This is a genomic window from Mesotoga sp. Brook.08.YT.4.2.5.2. (genome assembly GCF_003351125.1).
In the GTDB taxonomy this organism is placed as follows: Bacteria; Thermotogota; Thermotogae; order Petrotogales; family Kosmotogaceae; genus Mesotoga.
Genome location: NZ_JPGZ01000009.1, coordinates 177,931 through 195,660 on the forward strand (window position 1 = coordinate 177,931; position 17,730 = coordinate 195,660).

Consider the following 17,730-nt stretch of genomic DNA (forward strand, 5'->3'; position numbering starts at 1 on the left):
CGAGGTGGATCTTAAATCAAGAGACTGGCTAGCAGAGTTACACTGTTGTATGTTCTTCTTATACTTTGTGTAGGAGTCTTCGCGGTAAGAGCGGGATATATCTCCCTGTTTACTGACCCGGATTTGCCGGTGATGCTCGGAGTAAACAAGATTCCTGCTCTGAGAGGCTCTATCTACGATTCAAGAGGCAGACTTCTAGCTAGTGATTCACTGATCTATGAAGCATGGCTTGATCTTGGGTATCTACGACTTGCGACTTCGTCCGATCAAGTGGATCGTGTTCTCAAGAATGTTGAGCTTTCTTTCGGCATTTCTTATGAGAAGCTTCAGGAAAATCTTCAGAGCACAAAGAGTTTTCTCCTTCTTGGCACTGCGCCGACTAACGATGAGATGCAACGAAGAATTACACCGATAACAAGACGGTATATCTCCCTGGAAATGCAGAGGGAGAGATTGAGTTTTGGAGAATATGGTTTAGATAGGATAATCGGTAAGCTTGACAAGGGCGGGGTTCCGCTTAATGGTATAGAGCTAAGCTACAACGAGCATCTTTCAGGCAAAGAGGACGGTTTGATAAGAAGGACGCTCACAAGTGCCTGGAGAGAAGAACCAACAAATGGCGATGACATATATCTCTCGATTGACATAGACATTCAGAAGATGGTATACGAAGAACTAATGACAACCGTCGAGAAGAACATGGCAGACGGTGGAGTTGCGCTCCTCATAGAGAGCAAGACGGGAAAGATACTGGCGTATGCAGGTGCTTACGACTGGGACGTTGGATTGATGGGAATCTTTGAACCAGGTTCAACAATAAAACCGTTGATCTACTCATTGGCGTTGCAAAGCGGATCTATTACAGAAACCATGACTTTTCAATGCACTGGAAGGATCCAGCCTGTTCCTGGACTCGACATAGTTATCAGAGATGTAGAGGGCGAACGACACGGTGTTCAGACTTTCAGGGAGGCAATCATCAATTCATGCAACGTTGCTGCAGTTCAGGTGGGCGGGAAGATACTTAATACTCTTGGTAAGGAGGAAATGTACAATCAGTTAAGAAATATTGGGTTTGGTAGGCTCTCAGGAGTAGATCTTCCTGGCGAGACTCCCGGAATTCTACCCAGGGCAAAGGATTGGTCTTTGATTTCTCCCTACCAGTTCCCAATAGGTCAGGGTCTCGGGGTTAACATATTCCAGATGGTAAAAGCTCTCAATGTCTTTCCTTCAGGGGGGCAATTCATTACTCCAACGTTTGTCAGAGCCATAAGGAGCGGTGAGGGGCTGACAAACATTCCTAAGAAAGTTGATGGGACTCTGTTTTCCCCAGAACTAGTTTCAACCATGCTTCCAATACTTGAGAGCGTAGTGATCGAGGGAACCGGCACAATGGCCAGAGTTGATGGAATCAGAATAGCCGGGAAGACCGGAACTGCTCAAAAGGCTGGACCGGGAGGGTATAACGAAGAGACTTATTATTCACTTTTCTACGGTTTCTTTCCTGTTGAAAATCCGACATACACTTTATATATAATGATAGATACACCGAAGGCAGGCGCTTACTACGGAGGATTCGTAGCGGCTCCGATGTTTGCGTCAATTGTGAGAAATCTATACGGGATAGGTGTTGAAAAAGAGATCTACGAAGGTGTTTACAGCTGGAAGATGCCCGATCTAGGAGGATACTCACTACTAGATGTAAGAGAAATTGCGGAGATCTATGGGGTCGACAAGATAGTAATTCACGGCTCGGGTTGTGTCATAAGCCAGTATCCGGAGATAGGCCAGCCTGTTGAAGATAGATTTGAAGTGTGGTTAGGAGCATTAAGCTATGATATACGAGATAACGGGGGACAGTGAGGTTCTGAAAGACTTCTTCATTCGAGAGAGAGCAACGGGTTTTTTCCACATAAGCGAAGATATGCCTGACAAGAGCGTAAAGTTCAGGACGGCTATTTCGACCGTGGGGATGTTCGGACCGAAACCTGTGAAGCTCTCCAAATTTGATCTTTGGAAGAAAGAGGAGAGGAAGGCCGTTGAGGCGTTGATTTTTTCCTTAGGTGAGGAGATCGATGTTTTCATCGAGGGACGTTTGAACATAGATGTTGAGTCAGAAAAGCACATCTTCGTTCTTCCTAAGCCGTGGGAAGACGACAAGTGGCAGTTGCACACAATGAAAATTGCCAAACTTATCGGGAAAACGATCTCTAGGGCTGCTGCTGAGGTCATTTTAAGCAGAGTGGGAAAGAAAGAATTCAGAATCCTCCGTGAACTTGAAAAATTATCCGTACTCTCTCCCGAAATAGATGAGAAAACTGTTGAGAAGTTTATCGATTTCGATATCGCTACAGAGGTTGAATTCCTTGCGGTTTGCTTCTTGAGTAATGATGAGAGTTTTCTTAGCTTCGCCAAGGAATCATCGGTTCCATTTACTTACTTCTCCTCGGTACTGGCTAAGCTTGCTATTGATTTGGGTACGATACTGGAGAAGAGAAAAGGACGAACAGGAGTGACTTGGACGGAGATAAAAGATATCTCTAGTTCGACCGGTATAGCTAGTGCAAGAGTTGCAAAACTTCTGGGGTACAGTTTTTCAAACATGAGAGAGAAGAGAGTAAATCTCAGTCTTTTGCATTCCAGGTTGTTTCTGAAGAATCTAATCGTCTTTCTTCAAGAGCTCGATGAATCAATAAAGAATGGGCAATCAAATCAGCAACTTTCGTTTTTTCAGTTAGTCGGAGAATCTTCAAACTTGAAGTAACTCTTAGGTAACATTTTCTACCTGAAACATCCCGTTCAGCTAGCTTCAATTGACAGTACCACCAGCGCATTGTACAATTGCTTTCGGCAAAATGCTTATAAGGAGGCGAATCGCAACCAGATGCCCACTATAAATCAATTGATAAGACACGGAAGGAAACAGTTGAAGCAGAAGTCTGCTTCTCCGGCTCTTGAAAACAATCCTCAGAAGCGAGGAGTCTGTGTAAGGGTCTCTACAATGACACCTAAGAAGCCGAACTCAGCTCTGAGGAAAATCGCGAGAGTACGTCTCTCAAATGGGACAGAAGTAACGGCCTACATTCCTGGTGAAGGTCACAACCTGCAGGAGCATTCCGTAGTTCTTGTGAGAGGTGGAAGAGTGAAGGACCTTCCTGGCGTAAGATACAAGATAGTGAGAGGTACTTTAGACGCTGAAGGTGTAGCGAACAGGAAGCAGTCGAGAAGTCGATATGGCGCCAAGAGGCCGAAGAAATAAGGAGGCAGTTCTAGATGAGAAGACGTCAGTCTGAGAAGAGAGAAGTAGTACTTGATCCAATCTACAATGACGCAGTAGTAACAAGATTAATCAACAAGATAATGATTGATGGAAAGAAGAGCAAGGCAGAAGCAACGGTATATGGAGCACTCGAAGCTCTCTCTGAGAGAACTAAGCAGCCCCCGATGGAGGCATTTAAGAAAGCTCTTAACAACGTGAAGCCTCTTTTGGAAGTAAGGCCAAGAAGAGTTGGGGGGTCTACATATCAGATACCTTTCGAAGTTCCTGAAAGACGTGCAGTTGCGCTTGCGATAAGATGGATAGTAACATCCGCTAGGTCGAAGTCGGGCAAACCACTCAAAGAGAAGCTCGCTTTGGAACTTGTTGACGCATACAATGGACAGGGAAACGCAGTTAAGAAGAGAGAAGACGTGCACAGAATGGCGGAGGCTGGAAAGGCTTACGCTCATTTCAGATGGTAGAGGCAGTTCGGCAGGAGGAAGGATAGTGAAAGAGAGAGTCACGACCCTAGAAAAGACCCGAAACATAGGAATAATGGCTCATATAGACGCGGGTAAGACAACTACCACCGAGCGTATTCTCTTCTATACTGGAAAAAATTACAAGCTCGGTAGTGTTGACGAAGGTACCGCAACAATGGATTGGATGGACCAGGAGAAGGAAAGAGGCATCACTATCACTTCTGCAGCAACTACAGCATTTTGGAAGGATTATCGGATTAATATTATTGATACACCCGGGCACGTTGACTTTACGGTTGAGGTCGAAAGATCGTTGAGGGTTCTTGACGGCGCCGTTGCCGTGTTTGACGCTCAGGCTGGAGTAGAGCCGCAGTCCGAGACAGTTTGGAGACAGGCAGACAAATATCATGTCCCTAGAATTGCCTTCATGAACAAGATGGATAAAATCGGAGCTGATTTCAAGGCGGCAGTTGATTCCATGATTGCTAAATTGAAGGCCAACCCCGTGGCAATTCAGCTCCCAATTGGTTCTGAGGCAAACTTCGAAGGCGTTATTGACCTTGTCGAGATGAAAGCGTTTCGATGGACTAACCAAAACGGGACGGAATACGGAGTCTCCATGATACCTGAGAGTATGCTGAACGAGGTGGAAGAGGCTCGTGAAGATCTGGTTACTCACGTCGCTGAGTTTGATGAAGAACTCATGGAGTTATATATAGAGGGTAAGGATCTTCCGTCAGATAGAATGAAAGCGGCAATAAGGAAAGCTACTCTTGCGGGACTATTGACTCCGGTTCTCTGTGGATCTGCCTTTAAGAACAAGGGGATTCAGCTGCTGCTCGATGCTGTTGTCGATTACCTGCCATCGCCGAAGGATCTACCCCCCGTAATAGGAGAGTTAATTGACAGTGGAAATGAAATTGAGGTTCACCCGGACGAGAACGGACCCTTTGTTGCATTGGCTTTCAAGATAATGGTTGATCCATTTGTTGGAAAATTGACCTTTTTAAGGGTGTATTCAGGTTCTCTAGAGAAGGGATCATACGTAATTAACGCAAACAAGAACGTCAAGGAGAGGATTTCCAGACTACTATTTATGCATGCAGATAAGAGAGAAGAGGTTGACTATATACGTGCCGGGGATATAGTTGCAGTCGTTGGTTTAAAGAATACCATGACCGGAGAAACAGTGGGTCGTGCTGATGAAAAGATTATCTTGGAGAAGATCGAGTTTCCGGAACCTGTAATCTCGATTGCGATAGAACCACAGACTAAAGATGATGCTTCTAAGCTGAGTAAAGCGCTTTTTGCTCTCGTAGAGGAGGATCCTTCCCTTAGGAGTTATGTTGACACCGAGATGGGAGAGACGATCTTGTCGGGAATGGGGGAACTTCATCTTGAGGTAATTGTTGAGAGAATCAAGAGAGAGTTCAACGTTGGCCTAAGGGTTGGAAACCCACAGGTCGCTTATCGAGAGACAATAAGAGCGAAAGCCATTGGTGAAGCGAAGTATATAAGACAGACCGGTGGCAAGGGTCAGTACGGGCATGTGATCTTAAGTGTTGAGCCCATCACTGACAAGAATTCCAACTTCGTTTTTGAAGACAGTACGGTTGGCGGAACAATTCCGAGGGAGTTCATAAAGCCTGTTGAGCGTGGAGTCAGAGAAGCGATGGATTCGGGATTTCTTGCTGGTTACCCAATGGTCAACGTGAAAGTTTCTTTGCTGGACGGTTCTTACCATGAAGTGGATTCTTCGGAGATTGCTTTCAGTATTGCTGGATCGATGGCCTTCAAAGAAGCTGTACGCAAAGCGAGTCCTTCTTTGCTTGAACCGATAATGGCTGTAGAGATTAATACGCCTGAAGAATATATGGGAGACTTGATTGCTGATCTGAATTCCAGGCGAGCCAAGATTGAGGGTTTCGAGACCAGGGCTGGTCTCAAGATTATTAAGGCTCACGTTCCTCTTTCCGAGCTTTTCGGTTATGCGACAGTTTGCAGATCCCTCTCGCAGGGAAGAGCAATCCACATTATTCAGTTCTCCCACTATTCGGAAGTTCCAGTGAAAATTGCAGATAAGATTCTTGGAAGATAGAGATCCCAAATAAGTTTTTGGAGGAGGGAAACCATGGCTAAGGAAAAATTTGAACGTTCAAAACCACATCTTAACATCGGTACGATTGGACACATTGACCACGGTAAGACTACTCTTACTGCGGCAATTACAAAGAGTCTGGCATTCAAGGGTCTTGCTGACTTCTCCCCGTTTGACTCAATTGACAAGGCGCCGGAGGAAAAAGCAAGAGGAATCACAATCAACGTTGCTCATATCGAGTACCAGACTGACAAAAGGCATTACGCCCACATCGACTGTCCAGGTCACGCTGACTATATCAAGAACATGATCACCGGAGCCGCTCAGATGGACGGGGCTATTCTTGTTGTCGCTGCTACTGACGGTGTCATGCCTCAGACGAGGGAACACGTTCTCCTTGCGAGACAGGTCAACGTTCCCGCAATGGTGGTGTACATAAACAAGGTCGACGCAGTCGACGATGAAGAATTGGTCGAACTGGTTGAGGAAGAAGTAAGAGAGCTTCTTTCCTCCTATGAGTTCCCTGGTGACGAGCTTCCAGTTATCAAGGGCTCTGCGCTGAAGGCACTTGAAGCAGATAGTCCAAATGAATGGACAGAGAGCATATACGAGCTGATGAATGCCTGCGACGATTACTTCCCGGAGCCTGTCAGAGAAACTGACAAGCCATTCCTCATGCCAGTGGAGGATATCTTCACCATTACAGGAAGAGGAACGGTAGTTACTGGAAGAATCGAGCGCGGAGCTGTTCATGTCGGTGATGAAGTTGAGATAATTGGACTTTCCTATGAGACGAAGAAGACAGTATGTACCGGTGTGGAAATGTTCAGAAAACTCCTTGATGAGGGGCAGGCCGGCGACAATATCGGGGCACTTCTGAGAGGTGTGGCAAAGGAAGAAGTCAAGAGAGGGCAGGTACTTGCAAAACCAGGATCAATAACACCTCACAAGAAATTCACTGCAAACGTCTATGTTCTGAAGAAGGAAGAGGGAGGTCGCCATTCTCCGTTTACAAAGGGTTACAGGCCTCAGTTCTTCATTAAGACAGCAGACGTTACTGGAGAAATCGCGGATCTTCCCGAGGGTGTCGAAATGGTTATTCCTGGCGATAACGTTGAAATGACTATCCAGCTTATCTACCCCGTTGCGATTGAAAAGGGTTTGAGATTTGCAATCCGTGAGGGTGGCAGGACAGTTGGCGCCGGAGTCGTCAGCTCAATAATTGAGTGATTAACGGTCTTTCCAGGAGAAGGGGGAGTAATCTCCCTTCCCTGTTAACAGAAGGAGGGAACATTTAGGCATGGCCAAGCAAAAAATCAGGATTCGCTTGAAGGCTTACGATCATAAACTGCTTGACTTGTCGGCCAAGAAAATTGTCGAAGCTGTAAAGCTCACCAATGCTAAGGTATCGGGTCCGGTGCCATTGCCAACGGAGAGGACGCTCTACACTGTTCTAACTTCGCCACACAAGTTCAAGGATGCAAGAGAGCAGTTTGAGAAGCTAGTTCATAAGAGGTTGATTGAGATCCTAGATCCTACACCAAAGACGATAGATTCTCTTATGAAAGTCGACCTCCCCGCGGGTGTAGACGTGGAGATTAAACTGTAAAGAGACTTCGGAGGTGTGATAGATGAAAGGTATATTGGGTAGAAAACTCGGTATGACAACTATATACAAAGATGGAAAAGCCTTCGGAGTTACCGTAGTGAAAGCCGGTCCATGTACAGTAGTACAGAAAAAGACGAGTGAAGGTGGCGAATACGACGCCGTTCAAGTTGGATTCGAAGAGCTTACACCGGAAAGAGCAAAGAAAATACTTACAAAGCCTCTGGTGAAAAAGTTTGAAGCAGCAAAGGTCAAACCACATAGAGTTCTCAAAGAGTTCAAGTTTGGTAACGTCAATGACTTCAATGTTGGTGATATCATAGAAGTCGGCGTCTTTTCTGAAGGCGAGAAGGTAGATGTGACTGGATTTTCGAAGGGGAGAGGTTTTTCCGGCGCGATGAAGAGATGGAACTTTAGAGGCGGAGAGGCTTCTCATGGTTCGAAATTCCACAGAGAGCTAGGTTCAGTAGGTAACCACACTGATCCGGCGAAGATCTGGAAGGGCAAGAAGATGCCCGGTCAGTACGGTAACGAAAAGAAGACAGTAAAGAATCTAACCGTAGTAAAAGTCGATGCAGAGAATGGACTCTTAGCCATTTATGGCGCAGTTCCAGGAGCGAGGGGCGGCCTCTTAATAATCAAGAGCGCAAACAGATAGCCCCGAAAATGTGTTGGAAGGAGGACGCAACAATGGCTCAAGCCGACGTTGTGAATATGGCCGGCCAGAAAGTTGGCACAGTAGAACTGAGTGAAAGCGTTTTTAACGTTGAACCTAACAAGGATCTGATGTACAGATACGTTAATATGCAGCTTTCAGGCAGACGTGCCGGACTGGCTTCGGCGAAGACAAGATCAGAGGTTAGGGGCGGGGGAAGAAAACCCTGGGCCCAGAAACACACAGGAAGAGCCAGAGTCGGTTCAACCAGAAGTCCACTCTGGAGGCACGGTGGAGTGATTCATGGACCGAAGCCAAAAGACTGGTCGTTCAATATGACCAAGAAAATGAAGAAGGTTGCGCTACGATCAGTTCTAAGTATCAGACTCAATGAAGGCAATTTAATTGTGTTGGATGATCTCAAATTCGACAAACCAAAGACGAAGCAGCTCAGGGAGGTCTTGAGTAACCTTGGACTCGATAAGTCGCAGAAGACGCTCTTCGTTCTGCCGTGGCAGAAGGATGAGTATCAGAACGTTAGACTCTCCGGGAAAAACATCTATGGCGTGAAGGTAATAATCGCAGACAATCCCGGAAATACAGCCGTCACCAGTAAGGCGAATATCGACGGGCTTAACGTCTACGACATAGTAAATCATGAAAAGCTTGTGATCACTACTGATCTTGTTCGTAAGATCGAGGAGGTGCTCGGGTAATGACTGAAAAGAAGTATTACGGAGACGTTCTCCTCAGACCGTTGATCACTGAAAAGACAGTTGCTTCTGGTGAATTGAACAAGTACATTTTTGAGGTTCATAGAGATGCCAATAAGCAGACAGTCAAAGACGCCGTTGAGAAGCTTTTCAATGTGAAGGTTAAACAGGTAAATATCATGAACATGAAGGGAAAACCAAAGAAGCGCGGTGTCTTTGTTGGCAAGTCGAGGTCCTGGAAGAAAGCAATCGTTACGCTTGTGACTGGATACAGGATTAAAGAACTCGAAGGCCAACACTAAGGTGAGGTGAGATGATATGGCATTGAGAAAGTTTAATCCCGTCACCAAAAGCAGACGGTTTATGCTTCTTCCAGACTTCAAGGAAGTTACAAAGACTGAACCGGAAAAGTCTCTTCTGGAGCCAATCAACAAGAACGCGGGTAGAAACCATCATGGAAGGATAACTGTTAGACATCAGGGTGGCGGAACCAAAAAGCGTTACAGGGTTATCGATTTCAAGAGAGACAAGATAGGTATTCCTGCGAAAGTCGTATCGATAGAGTATGACCCGAACAGAACGGCGAGGATTGCTCTTCTCCAATACATCGACGGTGAGAAGAGATACATGCTGGCTCCGAAGGGTTTGAAGGTCGGAGATGGTATTCAGAACGGCGACCAGGCTGAAATTTCAGTTGGAAATTCAATGCCACTGGAGCGAATACCGGTCGGCACGATCGTGCATAACGTTGAGTTTATACCAGGCAAGGGCGGCCAGATTGCGAGAGCTGCGGGTACCTACGCACAGCTAATGGCAAAAGAGGGAAGATACGCTCTTCTTAGGATGCCGTCTGGTGAGTTGAGAAGAGTAGTTGTGAAATGCATGGCAACTATCGGCATGGTCGGAAATGAAGAACACTCGAATGAGGTCCATGGAAAAGCAGGTAGAAAGAGATGGCTTGGAGTTAGACCGTCGGTCAGAGGCATGACGATGAACCCGGTCGATCACCCGATGGGTGGAGGAGAAGGGCGTTCTAAGGGACACCTTCCTCAGAGCCCCTGGGGCCAGCCGGCCAGAGGTTACAAGACAAGGAAGAACAAGAAGCCTTCAGATAACCTCATAGTGAAGCGCAGGAACCAGAATTGATCAGGGGGTGTAGTTGAAGATGTCGAGATCTAAGAAGAAAGGCCCATACGTACACCCGAGTCTCTTGAAAAAGATTAGAGAGCTGAATGAAAAGGGAGAAAAGAAACCCATAAAGACTTGGAGCAGGGCGTCCATGATTCTTCCTGAAATGATCGGACACACAATAGCTGTCTACAACGGGATGAAGCATATACCTGTTTACATTTCAGAGAATATGATTGGTCACAGACTGGGTGAGTTCTCTCCCACCAGGAGGTTCGGTGGGCATGCCGATAAGAAAAGCAAGAAGGGTGAAGTAAGATGAGGGAGGGTGCTGAGATGGCGCAGGCTACGCAGAGAGATAAGCGTTCTGTTTTCCATAGGAAGCGCAAAGAAGAAGCAGCAGCAACTCCTGTCACTCAGGCAAAGGCAGTTGCGAAGTTTGTCAGAATCTCCCCTAGAAAGGCGAGATCAGTTGTCAACGCAATAAGAAATAAGGAAGTGGGCGAGGCTTTTCAGATTCTAGAGTTCTCACCAAAAAAGGCCTCCCGTTTGGTTTACAAAGTTCTGCGCTCTGCAGTAGCAAATGCAGAGAACAATTTTGGACTGAATATCGATAGTCTCTATGTTGAAAAAGCTGTAGTTGATGACGGTCCGAGAATGAAGCGATTGTGGCCGCGAGGTAGAGGAAGAGCAGATATTCAGCAGAAAAGATTTAGCCACATAACCGTTGTTGTAGCAAACCGCGAAGAAACTAGCAATCCTCAGGAGTGAGGTGACATAAGTGGGTCAGAAGGTACATCCTTATGGATTCAGGCTTGGTGTAAGTAAAGATTGGAAAGCCCGATGGATTAACGAGAGGAACTACAAAGAATATCTACTCGAAGATCTTAAGATAAGGGACTTTCTTAAGAAGAATTACATGGCTGCCGGAGTTTCCGACATTTACATCGAAAGGCCGGAGCCAGGTAAGGTGGTTATTACCATCAAGTGCGCCAGACCTGGTGTGATGATTGGAAAGAAAGGCAGTGAAGTGAAGCTGCTAAGGCAGCGGCTGGAGAAGCTTATAACCAGGCAGTTCCAGCTGAATATCGAAGAAGTGAAAACACCCGAGACCGATGCGATTCTTGTTGCTGAGGATATTGCGTCAAGAATTGAGAAGAGAGCTTCTTATAAGAGAGCCATGAAGAGAGCGATATTCACTGCAATGAGAAAGGGAGCTAAAGGTATCAAGATAATGGTTTCCGGAAGACTGAACGGAGCTGATATTGCCAGGACAGAGTGGTACCTGGAAGGAAGACTTCCTCTCCAGACCCTCAGAGCTGATCTGGACTACGGTTACACCACAGCCTTTACTAAGATGGGAATAATCGGAGTGAAGGTATGGATCTACAAAGGCGACGTACAGGTGTAATTGCAAGAGGGGAGGTAGTTCATAATGTTAATGCCCAAAAGGGTAAAATACAGGAAGCAACAAAGAGGTAAGATGAACGGCAAGGCAAAAGGCGGGACAATCGTTCACTTTGGTGAATGGGGAATAAAGGCTCTCGAACCACACTGGATAACTGCTCAGCAGATCGAGTCCTGCCGAATTGCGATTACGAGAACACTTAAGAGGAATGGTAATCTCTGGATTCGAATCTTCCCTGACAAACCTATTACATCAAAAGGTATTGGCGTGAGAATGGGGAAGGGAAAGGGAGATGTCGAAGGCTGGGTAGCTGTCGTGAAGCCCGGGAAGATCATGTTCGAAATAGGAGGAGTGCCTGACCAGCTTGCGAAAGAGGCTCTCGAAAAAGCTGCTTCTAAGTTACCTATCAGAACAAAGATAGTACCGAGGTATCAGATAGGAGGTGAGCTCTGATGAAAGCAGTCGAACTTCAAAAGTTCACCGATGAAGAACTCACTCAGATGCTCGAAGATTCAAAAAGAAAGCTGATGGACCTCAGGTTCCAGCTGGAAATGAACAGGTTGAAGAACCATTCCCAGATAACTGTAGTAAAGCGCGACATAGCCAGGATAAAGACTATCCTTCGCGGTCGTGAGCTGGGGATAAGGAGGTAGTCCGCCATGCCAAGAAAGACACTAGTAGGAACGGTAGTAAGTGACAAGATGGATAAAACGATTGTAGTAAGTGTAACAAGAACGCATATACATCCCTTCTATGGGAAGACGATGAAAACTACTAAGAAGTATCACGCAGATGATCCCAATGGTCTTGCTGGAATGGGAGACACAGTAGAGATCGAGGAATGCAGACCGTTGAGCAAGATGAAGAAATTCAGACTTGTCAAGGTTTTGAAGAAGGATATTTATACAGGAGAAATTTCTGAGACTCCCGAGGCCGTTGAAGGCTCCGGAGGTGACCAGAAATGATCCAGTCTGAATCTTACCTGAAGGTCGCCGACAATTCCGGTGCGAGAATGATTAAGGTCATTCAGGTTACCGGTGGTTACAGAAAGAGATCGGGAACCATTGGTGACATAGTAGTTGCTGCAGTGAGGGATGTGGCGCCGAACACAGATTTCAAGAAGGGCGATATAGTGAGGGCCGTTCTTGTTAGAACGGCGAAGGAGATTCGCAGACCAGACGGTACCTACATTCGCTTCGATGACAATGCTGCGGTGATTATTGACAAGCAGAACCAGCCCAGAGGAACACGCGTCTTTGGACCTGTTGCTAGAGAAATAAGGGATAAGGGATTCTCCAAGATAGCTTCTCTAGCCCAGGAAGTCTGGTGAGGAGTGACGCAAATGAGTAGAGTGAAGAGAGAAGACATTGTAATGGTGATATCTGGTAAAGACAGGGGCAAGAAGGGCAAAGTTCTTAAGACAATTCCCTCGGAGAAGAAGATAATAGTTGAGGGTGTCAACTTCACGAAAAAGCATCAGAGACCAACCAATCAATACCGTGAAGGTGGAATAATTGAAAGGGAATCTCCAATATATGTTTCGAAAGTGATGGTTGTCTGCCCCAACTGTAATAAGCCTACGAGAGTTGCGCACAAAATCCTTGAGAATGGCGAAAAGGTTAGAGCCTGCAAGAAGTGCGGCGAGATAATCGATAAGGTCTAATGGGGAGGAATTGTTGATGGCATACGAATACGTCCCTTTGAAAGATAGATTTGAAAATGAAGTAGTCCCTACCATGACTAAGGAATTTGGTTATAAGAACAGGCTGGAAGTGCCAAGAGTCTCCAAAATAGTAGTAAACATGGGTATTGGAGAGGGATCTAGAAATGCGGATCTTCTCGATCTCCATGGTAAGGAATTGATGACGATAGCGGGACAGAAGCCAGTGGTGACGAAAGCCAAGAAGAGTATAGCCAACTTTAAACTTCGTGATGGAATGCCGGTGGGATTGAAGGTTACCCTCAGAGGTCCAAGGATGTACAACTTCCTTTACAAGCTGATAAATATTGTTCTTCCGAAGCTGAGGGACTTCAGAGGCGTTGATCCGGACTCGTTTGACGGCAGAGGCAATTATGCAATGGGACTTCCCGAACAGCTAGTCTTTCCCGAAATTGTGCCTGATCAGATAAAACGAGTTCAGGGAATGGACATAATAGTTGTTACCACGGCCAAGACTGACGAGGAGGCCAGAAGGTTGCTTGCTCTTCTAGGACTTCCTTTCAAGAGAGTCATGGTCTAAGGAGGTAGGTGCATGGCGAAGAAATCATTAATCGAAAAGTGGAAACGAGAACCCAAGTTCAAAGTAAGGAAATATAACAGATGCAATCTTTGTGGCAGACCTAGAGCAGTGTATAGAGAGTTCGGTCTTTGCAGAGTGTGCTTTAGACAGCTGGCTTCCGAGGGAAAACTCCCCGGTGTGAAGAAAGCAAGCTGGTGAGGAGGGAAATGTAATGTGGAGTGATCCCATAGCCGACATGCTCACTAGAATAAGAAATGCCAACGCTGCCTTCAAGGAGAGCGTGGATATACCGGCTTCAAATCTGAAGAAGAAGTTGCTTGATATTCTGAAGGCGGAAGGCTATATAGACGATTATAAATACATAGAGGATGGCAAACAGGGTGTCTTGAAAGTCTTCTTGAAGTACAAGGGAGACAGAAGGCACAAGATCAACGTCATCTCTGGAATCGTGAGAATTTCCAAACCTGGCAGAAGGATGTACGTGAACAAGGACAAACTTCCGAAGGTAAAGTCAGGTATGGGAATAGCAATTATAAGTACTTCCAGCGGAGTGATGACAGACAAGCAGGCCCGTTCGCAAGGCGTCGGCGGCGAAGTCATCTGCTACGTATGGTAGGGAGGGAATTCTGATGTCTAGACTACTTAAACATTCCATAAAAATCCCTGCTGGTGTATCATACAAAATCGAAGGAAACTTGATCACTGTGAAGGGACCGAAAGGCGAGCTGAAACAGGAACTCCTTCCTCTTGTGAAGATCGAAGCCGACGAAAAAGAGCTCTGGGTGAAGTCAAATGAGGATGTTGTGATAAGAAAGAGCGATTACAAGAGATTGGCCAAGTATGCCGGGACCTTTTGGTCGCTAATAAACAACATGGTTGTGGGTGTTACACAAGGGTTTGTTAAGGAACTCGAAATCGTTGGAGTAGGTTACAGAGCTCAGCTTCAAGGAAAGAAGCTTGTAATGAATCTCGGTTACGCTCATCCGGTTGAGGTCGATCCTCCTGCTGGAATAGAGTTTGAAGTGCCAGCGCCGCAGGCTATAGTTGTCAAAGGAATTGACAAGTACTTAGTTGGCCAGGTTGCTGCGAACATCAAGCGATGGAGAATACCGATCGTTTATTCCGGAAAGGGAATACGTTACAAGGGAGAAGCAATCAGAACTAAAGTCGGTAAGAAGGTCTAATCAAGGAGGCGGCTGGAGTGTTCAAACATAAAGATAAAAAGGAACAAAGGCGAAAGAGACATCTTCGCGTCAGGTCTGCAGTTTCCGGAACATCGGAAAGACCGAGACTAGCAGTCTTCAGAAGCGAGAAGCACATATATGCTCAACTAATAGACGATTCTAAGGGAGTAACCCTTGTTGCGGCCTCGACGGTAGACAAGGAAATTAGAGGTTCTGTTGAGAAGTCATGGAATGTCGATGCTGCGAAAAAGGTTGGGGAGCTCCTCGCAAAGAAGGCGAAAGACAAGGGAATCACCAGCGTGGTCTTCGACCGTGGAGGATTCAAGTTCCATGGAAGAGTCAAGTCACTTGCCGAGGGCGCTCGAGCAGGTGGACTACAGTTCTGAGGAGGTGAAGAAGATGGCTGAAGAGATGAAGAATGATCGCAATTCGAAATCTTCACGCGATGGAAGAAGAAGCCCCAGAGCTTCCAGAAACGCCCCTGTGGAAAAGCAGGTTGAAGACAACGAATTTGAAGAAAGAATCATTGAAATACGTAGAGTGACGAAGGTGGTGGCCGGCGGCAAGAACTTGTCTTTTAGAGTTGTTGCAGTTGTGGGCAATCGAGATGGAAAGGTCGGTCTTGGAATTGGTAGTGCCAGGGAGGTCCCCACTGCAATCAGGAAGGCAGTGCTAGAAGCTAAGAAGAATGTTACTGAAGTTGCGGTAAGAAACGAAACCGTACCACATGAGACAATTGGAAGACAGGATTCTGCAAAGATAATGCTTAAGCCTGCCGGTCCAGGAACGGGAATTATTGCTAACTCGCCTGTTAGGGCGGTCGTTGAGCTGGCAGGGGTCAAGAATATCCTAACGAAGTCCCTTGGATCATCGAACACGCTCAATATGGCTAGAGCTGCTCTGAATGGTTTGGTTAGCCTAAGATCTCCCCAGGATTTTGCAAAGCTAAGGGACGTACCTCTGAAGGCGGTTTTCCACGGAGTCAACGAGGAGGAAGGTCAGTAATGGCAAAGAGTTTGAGAATTCGATTAATAAAGAGTCCGATTGGTTATAACAGAAGACAGCTGAAGACGGTTAAGGCACTTGGTCTTGGAAAGCTGGACAGTGAAGTGGTTCAGCCTGATTCTCCGCAGATTAGAGGCATGGTGAATGCAGTGCGACATCTTCTTGCTGTTGAAGAACTTGATGACTGAAGGGGGTAGGAAGATGGCTTTTAAAGTTGAGGATCTAAGTCCGACGCCCGGTTCGAGAACAAGAGAGAAAAGAATAGGACGCGGTACCGGTTCGGGAATGGGAAAGACCGCCACCAGAGGCCACAAAGGCCAGGGAAGAGCGACAGGCAAGGTGGCTGCACGCTTCGAGGGCGGACAGACACCCCTATTCAGAAGAACACCAAAAAAAGGGTTCAAAAACCGAGGTTCTATAGCGTATGCAACTGTAAATATCTCGACTCTCGAAGAGAGATTTGAAAGTGGTAGCGAGATTTCGCCCGAGATACTCGTCAAGAACAAGATACTGAAAGATCTCAAAGACGGAGTGAAAATATTGGCGAGAGGTGAATTGACTAAGTCTTTCGTCGTCAAGGCAAATGCATTTAGCGCTACTGCCAAGGAGAAGATTGAAGCTGCTGGTGGAAAGGCAGAGGTGATCTGACAATGTGGAATGCCCTGAAGAACGCGTTCAAGATTCCTGAGCTCAGAGACAGAATCCTCTTCACATTCCTTGCACTGGCTGTCTTCAGACTAGGGGTTTATATACCAATCCCCGGTATTAATATCCAGGCCTGGTCAACTTACTTTGGGGCTCTATCTGAAGGCGGGGCCGGAGGATTCATAGGCTTCTTTGATGTTTTCACAGGTGGGGCAGTCGAGCAGTTTTCAATATTTCTGATGAGTGTTACTCCATACATAAACGCGCAGATTATGCTTCAACTTCTCACTGCTGTGGTTCCGAGTCTGAAGGAAATGCTCAAGGAAGGTGAAGAGGGAAAGAAGAAATACGCTCGCTACACGAGGATGTTGACGGTCGGACTTGCGAGTCTTCAAGGATTCCTTATATCATTTGGCCTCTCTTCTAACACTGCAATAATGGCAATTCCTAATAGAATTCTGTTTGTTCTTCTGTCCACCTCCACTCTTATAGGTGGTACAATGTTCCTTTTGTGGCTCGGTGAGAGAATTACCGAGAAGGGAATCGGGAACGGAATATCGGTTCTTATCTTCGGAGGAATAGTTGCCAGATACCCTGCTTCTATAATGCAGGTAGTAGTCGCGTTGTCGCCAGTTCAGTGGGCGATTTTACTAGCGATAGCTGTCTTCACAGTTGTTGCCATTATTTACGTACAGATGGGGGAGAGAAGGATTGAAGTGCAGTATGCCAGAAGAGTTACGGGCAGAAGGGTCTATGGGGGAGTTTCTACCCACATTCCCATTAAGGTTAATCAAGGTGGAGTCATTCCGATAATATTCAGTTCTGCAATAATGATGCTACCTCAGTTTATTGCTACTGCCTTTCCTGAGGGAAGTGGCGGTAGGAATGTAATTCAGTCACTTTTTGCCCAGACTTCTCCCGTATACATTCTCCTGTATGGTGGAATGGTTTTCTTCTTCACGTTCTTCTATAGCTCTTTGGTTTTCGATGTGAGGGAGGTTTCGGATAATATACGTAACTACGGAGGATACATCCCAGGAATCAGGCCCGGATTTTCTACTCAACAATACATTCAGAGAGTTCTGAACAGAGTTGTCTTCATGGGAGCCGTCTTTTTGGTTGTAATTGCGTTGCTTCCGTTAGTTATAGGCGGGATTTTCAGCATTGGCGGCCTCGCTATTGGAGGAACTTCAATGCTGATTGCTGTGGGTGTTGCGATTGATATCCTTCAGCAGATGGAAACGCATCTCATGGTCAGACACTATGAGGGATTTGTAAAGAAAGGCAAGTTGCGAGGAAGGAGATAA

The 17,730-nt window shown here is 46.2% G+C and carries 28 protein-coding genes; all 28 read left to right on the top strand.

Features of this window, described 5'->3' with window-relative positions:
- Positions 1-45 precede the first annotated feature (45 nt).
- The gene (locus tag Q502_RS03050; protein ID WP_243392221.1) at positions 46-1,863 is read left to right on the top strand and encodes a penicillin-binding transpeptidase domain-containing protein; all 1,818 of its coding nucleotides are present in this window, start codon (positions 46-48) and stop codon (positions 1,861-1,863) included.
- Positions 1,835-2,764 carry a DNA polymerase III subunit delta gene (locus Q502_RS03055; RefSeq protein ID WP_099828904.1) on the top strand — a complete coding sequence of 310 codons (930 nt, stop codon included), beginning with the start codon at positions 1,835-1,837 and terminating at the stop codon, positions 2,762-2,764. Before Q502_RS03050 ends, Q502_RS03055 begins: the two co-directional genes overlap by 29 nt.
- 120 nt (positions 2,765-2,884) lie before the next feature.
- Positions 2,885-3,259 carry a 30S ribosomal protein S12 gene (gene rpsL / locus Q502_RS03060; RefSeq protein WP_006492338.1) on the top strand — a complete coding sequence of 125 codons (375 nt, stop codon included), beginning with the start codon at positions 2,885-2,887 and terminating at the stop codon, positions 3,257-3,259.
- 14 nt (positions 3,260-3,273) lie between these two features.
- Positions 3,274-3,741, top strand: a complete 468-nt coding sequence (gene rpsG, locus Q502_RS03065) for a 30S ribosomal protein S7 (RefSeq protein WP_099828905.1) — start codon at positions 3,274-3,276, stop codon at positions 3,739-3,741.
- A gap of 73 nt (positions 3,742-3,814) precedes the next feature.
- On the top strand, positions 3,815-5,839 hold the full coding sequence (fusA, locus tag Q502_RS03070) for an elongation factor G (protein WP_243392227.1): 2,025 nt from the start codon (positions 3,815-3,817) through the stop codon (positions 5,837-5,839).
- A 33-nt stretch (positions 5,840-5,872) separates the two neighbouring features.
- Positions 5,873-7,069, top strand: coding sequence for an elongation factor Tu (gene tuf / locus Q502_RS03075; protein ID WP_099828907.1), 1,197 nt, complete (start codon positions 5,873-5,875; stop codon positions 7,067-7,069).
- Between the two features lie 70 nt (positions 7,070-7,139).
- A complete protein-coding gene (gene rpsJ, locus Q502_RS03080; RefSeq protein ID WP_006492343.1) occupies positions 7,140-7,448 on the top strand; it encodes a 30S ribosomal protein S10 in 309 nt (102 codons plus the stop codon).
- A 22-nt stretch (positions 7,449-7,470) separates the two neighbouring features.
- Positions 7,471-8,103, top strand: coding sequence for a 50S ribosomal protein L3 (rplC, locus tag Q502_RS03085; protein WP_099828908.1), 633 nt, complete (start codon positions 7,471-7,473; stop codon positions 8,101-8,103).
- Between the two features lie 32 nt (positions 8,104-8,135).
- On the top strand, positions 8,136-8,816 hold the full coding sequence (gene rplD, locus Q502_RS03090) for a 50S ribosomal protein L4 (protein ID WP_099828909.1): 681 nt from the start codon (positions 8,136-8,138) through the stop codon (positions 8,814-8,816).
- Entirely contained in the window at positions 8,816-9,115 is a 300-nt protein-coding gene (gene rplW, locus Q502_RS03095) for a 50S ribosomal protein L23 (RefSeq protein WP_099828910.1), read from the top strand. Before rplD ends, rplW begins: the two co-directional genes overlap by 1 nt.
- A gap of 16 nt (positions 9,116-9,131) precedes the next feature.
- Positions 9,132-9,959 carry a 50S ribosomal protein L2 gene (gene rplB / locus Q502_RS03100; protein ID WP_099828911.1) on the top strand — a complete coding sequence of 276 codons (828 nt, stop codon included), beginning with the start codon at positions 9,132-9,134 and terminating at the stop codon, positions 9,957-9,959.
- A gap of 19 nt (positions 9,960-9,978) precedes the next feature.
- On the top strand, positions 9,979-10,263 hold the full coding sequence (gene rpsS / locus Q502_RS03105) for a 30S ribosomal protein S19 (protein ID WP_039882973.1): 285 nt from the start codon (positions 9,979-9,981) through the stop codon (positions 10,261-10,263).
- A gap of 14 nt (positions 10,264-10,277) precedes the next feature.
- Entirely contained in the window at positions 10,278-10,712 is a 435-nt protein-coding gene (gene rplV / locus Q502_RS03110; RefSeq protein WP_099829017.1) for a 50S ribosomal protein L22, read from the top strand.
- A gap of 10 nt (positions 10,713-10,722) precedes the next feature.
- A complete protein-coding gene (rpsC, locus tag Q502_RS03115; protein WP_099828912.1) occupies positions 10,723-11,352 on the top strand; it encodes a 30S ribosomal protein S3 in 630 nt (209 codons plus the stop codon).
- A 24-nt stretch (positions 11,353-11,376) separates the two neighbouring features.
- A complete protein-coding gene (gene rplP, locus Q502_RS03120) occupies positions 11,377-11,802 on the top strand; it encodes a 50S ribosomal protein L16 (RefSeq protein WP_006492352.1) in 426 nt (141 codons plus the stop codon).
- A complete protein-coding gene (gene rpmC / locus Q502_RS03125) occupies positions 11,802-12,002 on the top strand; it encodes a 50S ribosomal protein L29 (protein WP_099772028.1) in 201 nt (66 codons plus the stop codon). Before rplP ends, rpmC begins: the two co-directional genes overlap by 1 nt.
- 6 nt (positions 12,003-12,008) lie before the next feature.
- Entirely contained in the window at positions 12,009-12,314 is a 306-nt protein-coding gene (gene rpsQ / locus Q502_RS03130; RefSeq protein ID WP_099828913.1) for a 30S ribosomal protein S17, read from the top strand.
- Positions 12,311-12,679 (top strand): 50S ribosomal protein L14, encoded by a 369-nt coding sequence (gene rplN / locus Q502_RS03135; RefSeq protein ID WP_099828914.1) that lies wholly within the window; start codon positions 12,311-12,313, stop codon positions 12,677-12,679. The genes rpsQ and rplN overlap by 4 nt, the downstream gene beginning before the upstream one ends.
- Positions 12,680-12,691: 12 nt before the next feature.
- Positions 12,692-13,012 (top strand): 50S ribosomal protein L24, encoded by a 321-nt coding sequence (gene rplX / locus Q502_RS03140; protein ID WP_099828915.1) that lies wholly within the window; start codon positions 12,692-12,694, stop codon positions 13,010-13,012.
- 16 nt (positions 13,013-13,028) lie between these two features.
- Positions 13,029-13,589 (top strand): 50S ribosomal protein L5, encoded by a 561-nt coding sequence (gene rplE / locus Q502_RS03145; RefSeq protein WP_099828916.1) that lies wholly within the window; start codon positions 13,029-13,031, stop codon positions 13,587-13,589.
- Positions 13,590-13,601: 12 nt separating this feature from the next.
- Positions 13,602-13,787, top strand: a complete 186-nt coding sequence (locus Q502_RS03150) for a type Z 30S ribosomal protein S14 (RefSeq protein ID WP_099772033.1) — start codon at positions 13,602-13,604, stop codon at positions 13,785-13,787.
- A 13-nt stretch (positions 13,788-13,800) separates the two neighbouring features.
- Positions 13,801-14,205 carry a 30S ribosomal protein S8 gene (gene rpsH, locus Q502_RS03155; RefSeq protein ID WP_099828917.1) on the top strand — a complete coding sequence of 135 codons (405 nt, stop codon included), beginning with the start codon at positions 13,801-13,803 and terminating at the stop codon, positions 14,203-14,205.
- A gap of 13 nt (positions 14,206-14,218) precedes the next feature.
- Positions 14,219-14,773 carry a 50S ribosomal protein L6 gene (rplF, locus tag Q502_RS03160; RefSeq protein WP_099828918.1) on the top strand — a complete coding sequence of 185 codons (555 nt, stop codon included), beginning with the start codon at positions 14,219-14,221 and terminating at the stop codon, positions 14,771-14,773.
- A 17-nt stretch (positions 14,774-14,790) separates the two neighbouring features.
- Entirely contained in the window at positions 14,791-15,159 is a 369-nt protein-coding gene (gene rplR / locus Q502_RS03165; RefSeq protein ID WP_099828919.1) for a 50S ribosomal protein L18, read from the top strand.
- Positions 15,160-15,172: 13 nt separating this feature from the next.
- Complete coding sequence (rpsE, locus tag Q502_RS03170) at positions 15,173-15,778, top strand: 30S ribosomal protein S5 (RefSeq protein WP_099828920.1); 606 nt, start codon at positions 15,173-15,175, stop codon at positions 15,776-15,778.
- Positions 15,778-15,966 (top strand): 50S ribosomal protein L30, encoded by a 189-nt coding sequence (gene rpmD, locus Q502_RS03175; protein ID WP_099828921.1) that lies wholly within the window; start codon positions 15,778-15,780, stop codon positions 15,964-15,966. The genes rpsE and rpmD overlap by 1 nt, the downstream gene beginning before the upstream one ends.
- Positions 15,967-15,979: 13 nt before the next feature.
- The gene (gene rplO, locus Q502_RS03180; protein WP_099828922.1) at positions 15,980-16,426 is read left to right on the top strand and encodes a 50S ribosomal protein L15; all 447 of its coding nucleotides are present in this window, start codon (positions 15,980-15,982) and stop codon (positions 16,424-16,426) included.
- A gap of 2 nt (positions 16,427-16,428) precedes the next feature.
- Positions 16,429-17,730: a preprotein translocase subunit SecY gene (gene secY / locus Q502_RS03185; protein ID WP_099828923.1), complete on the top strand. Its 1,302-nt coding sequence runs from the start codon at positions 16,429-16,431 to the stop codon at positions 17,728-17,730.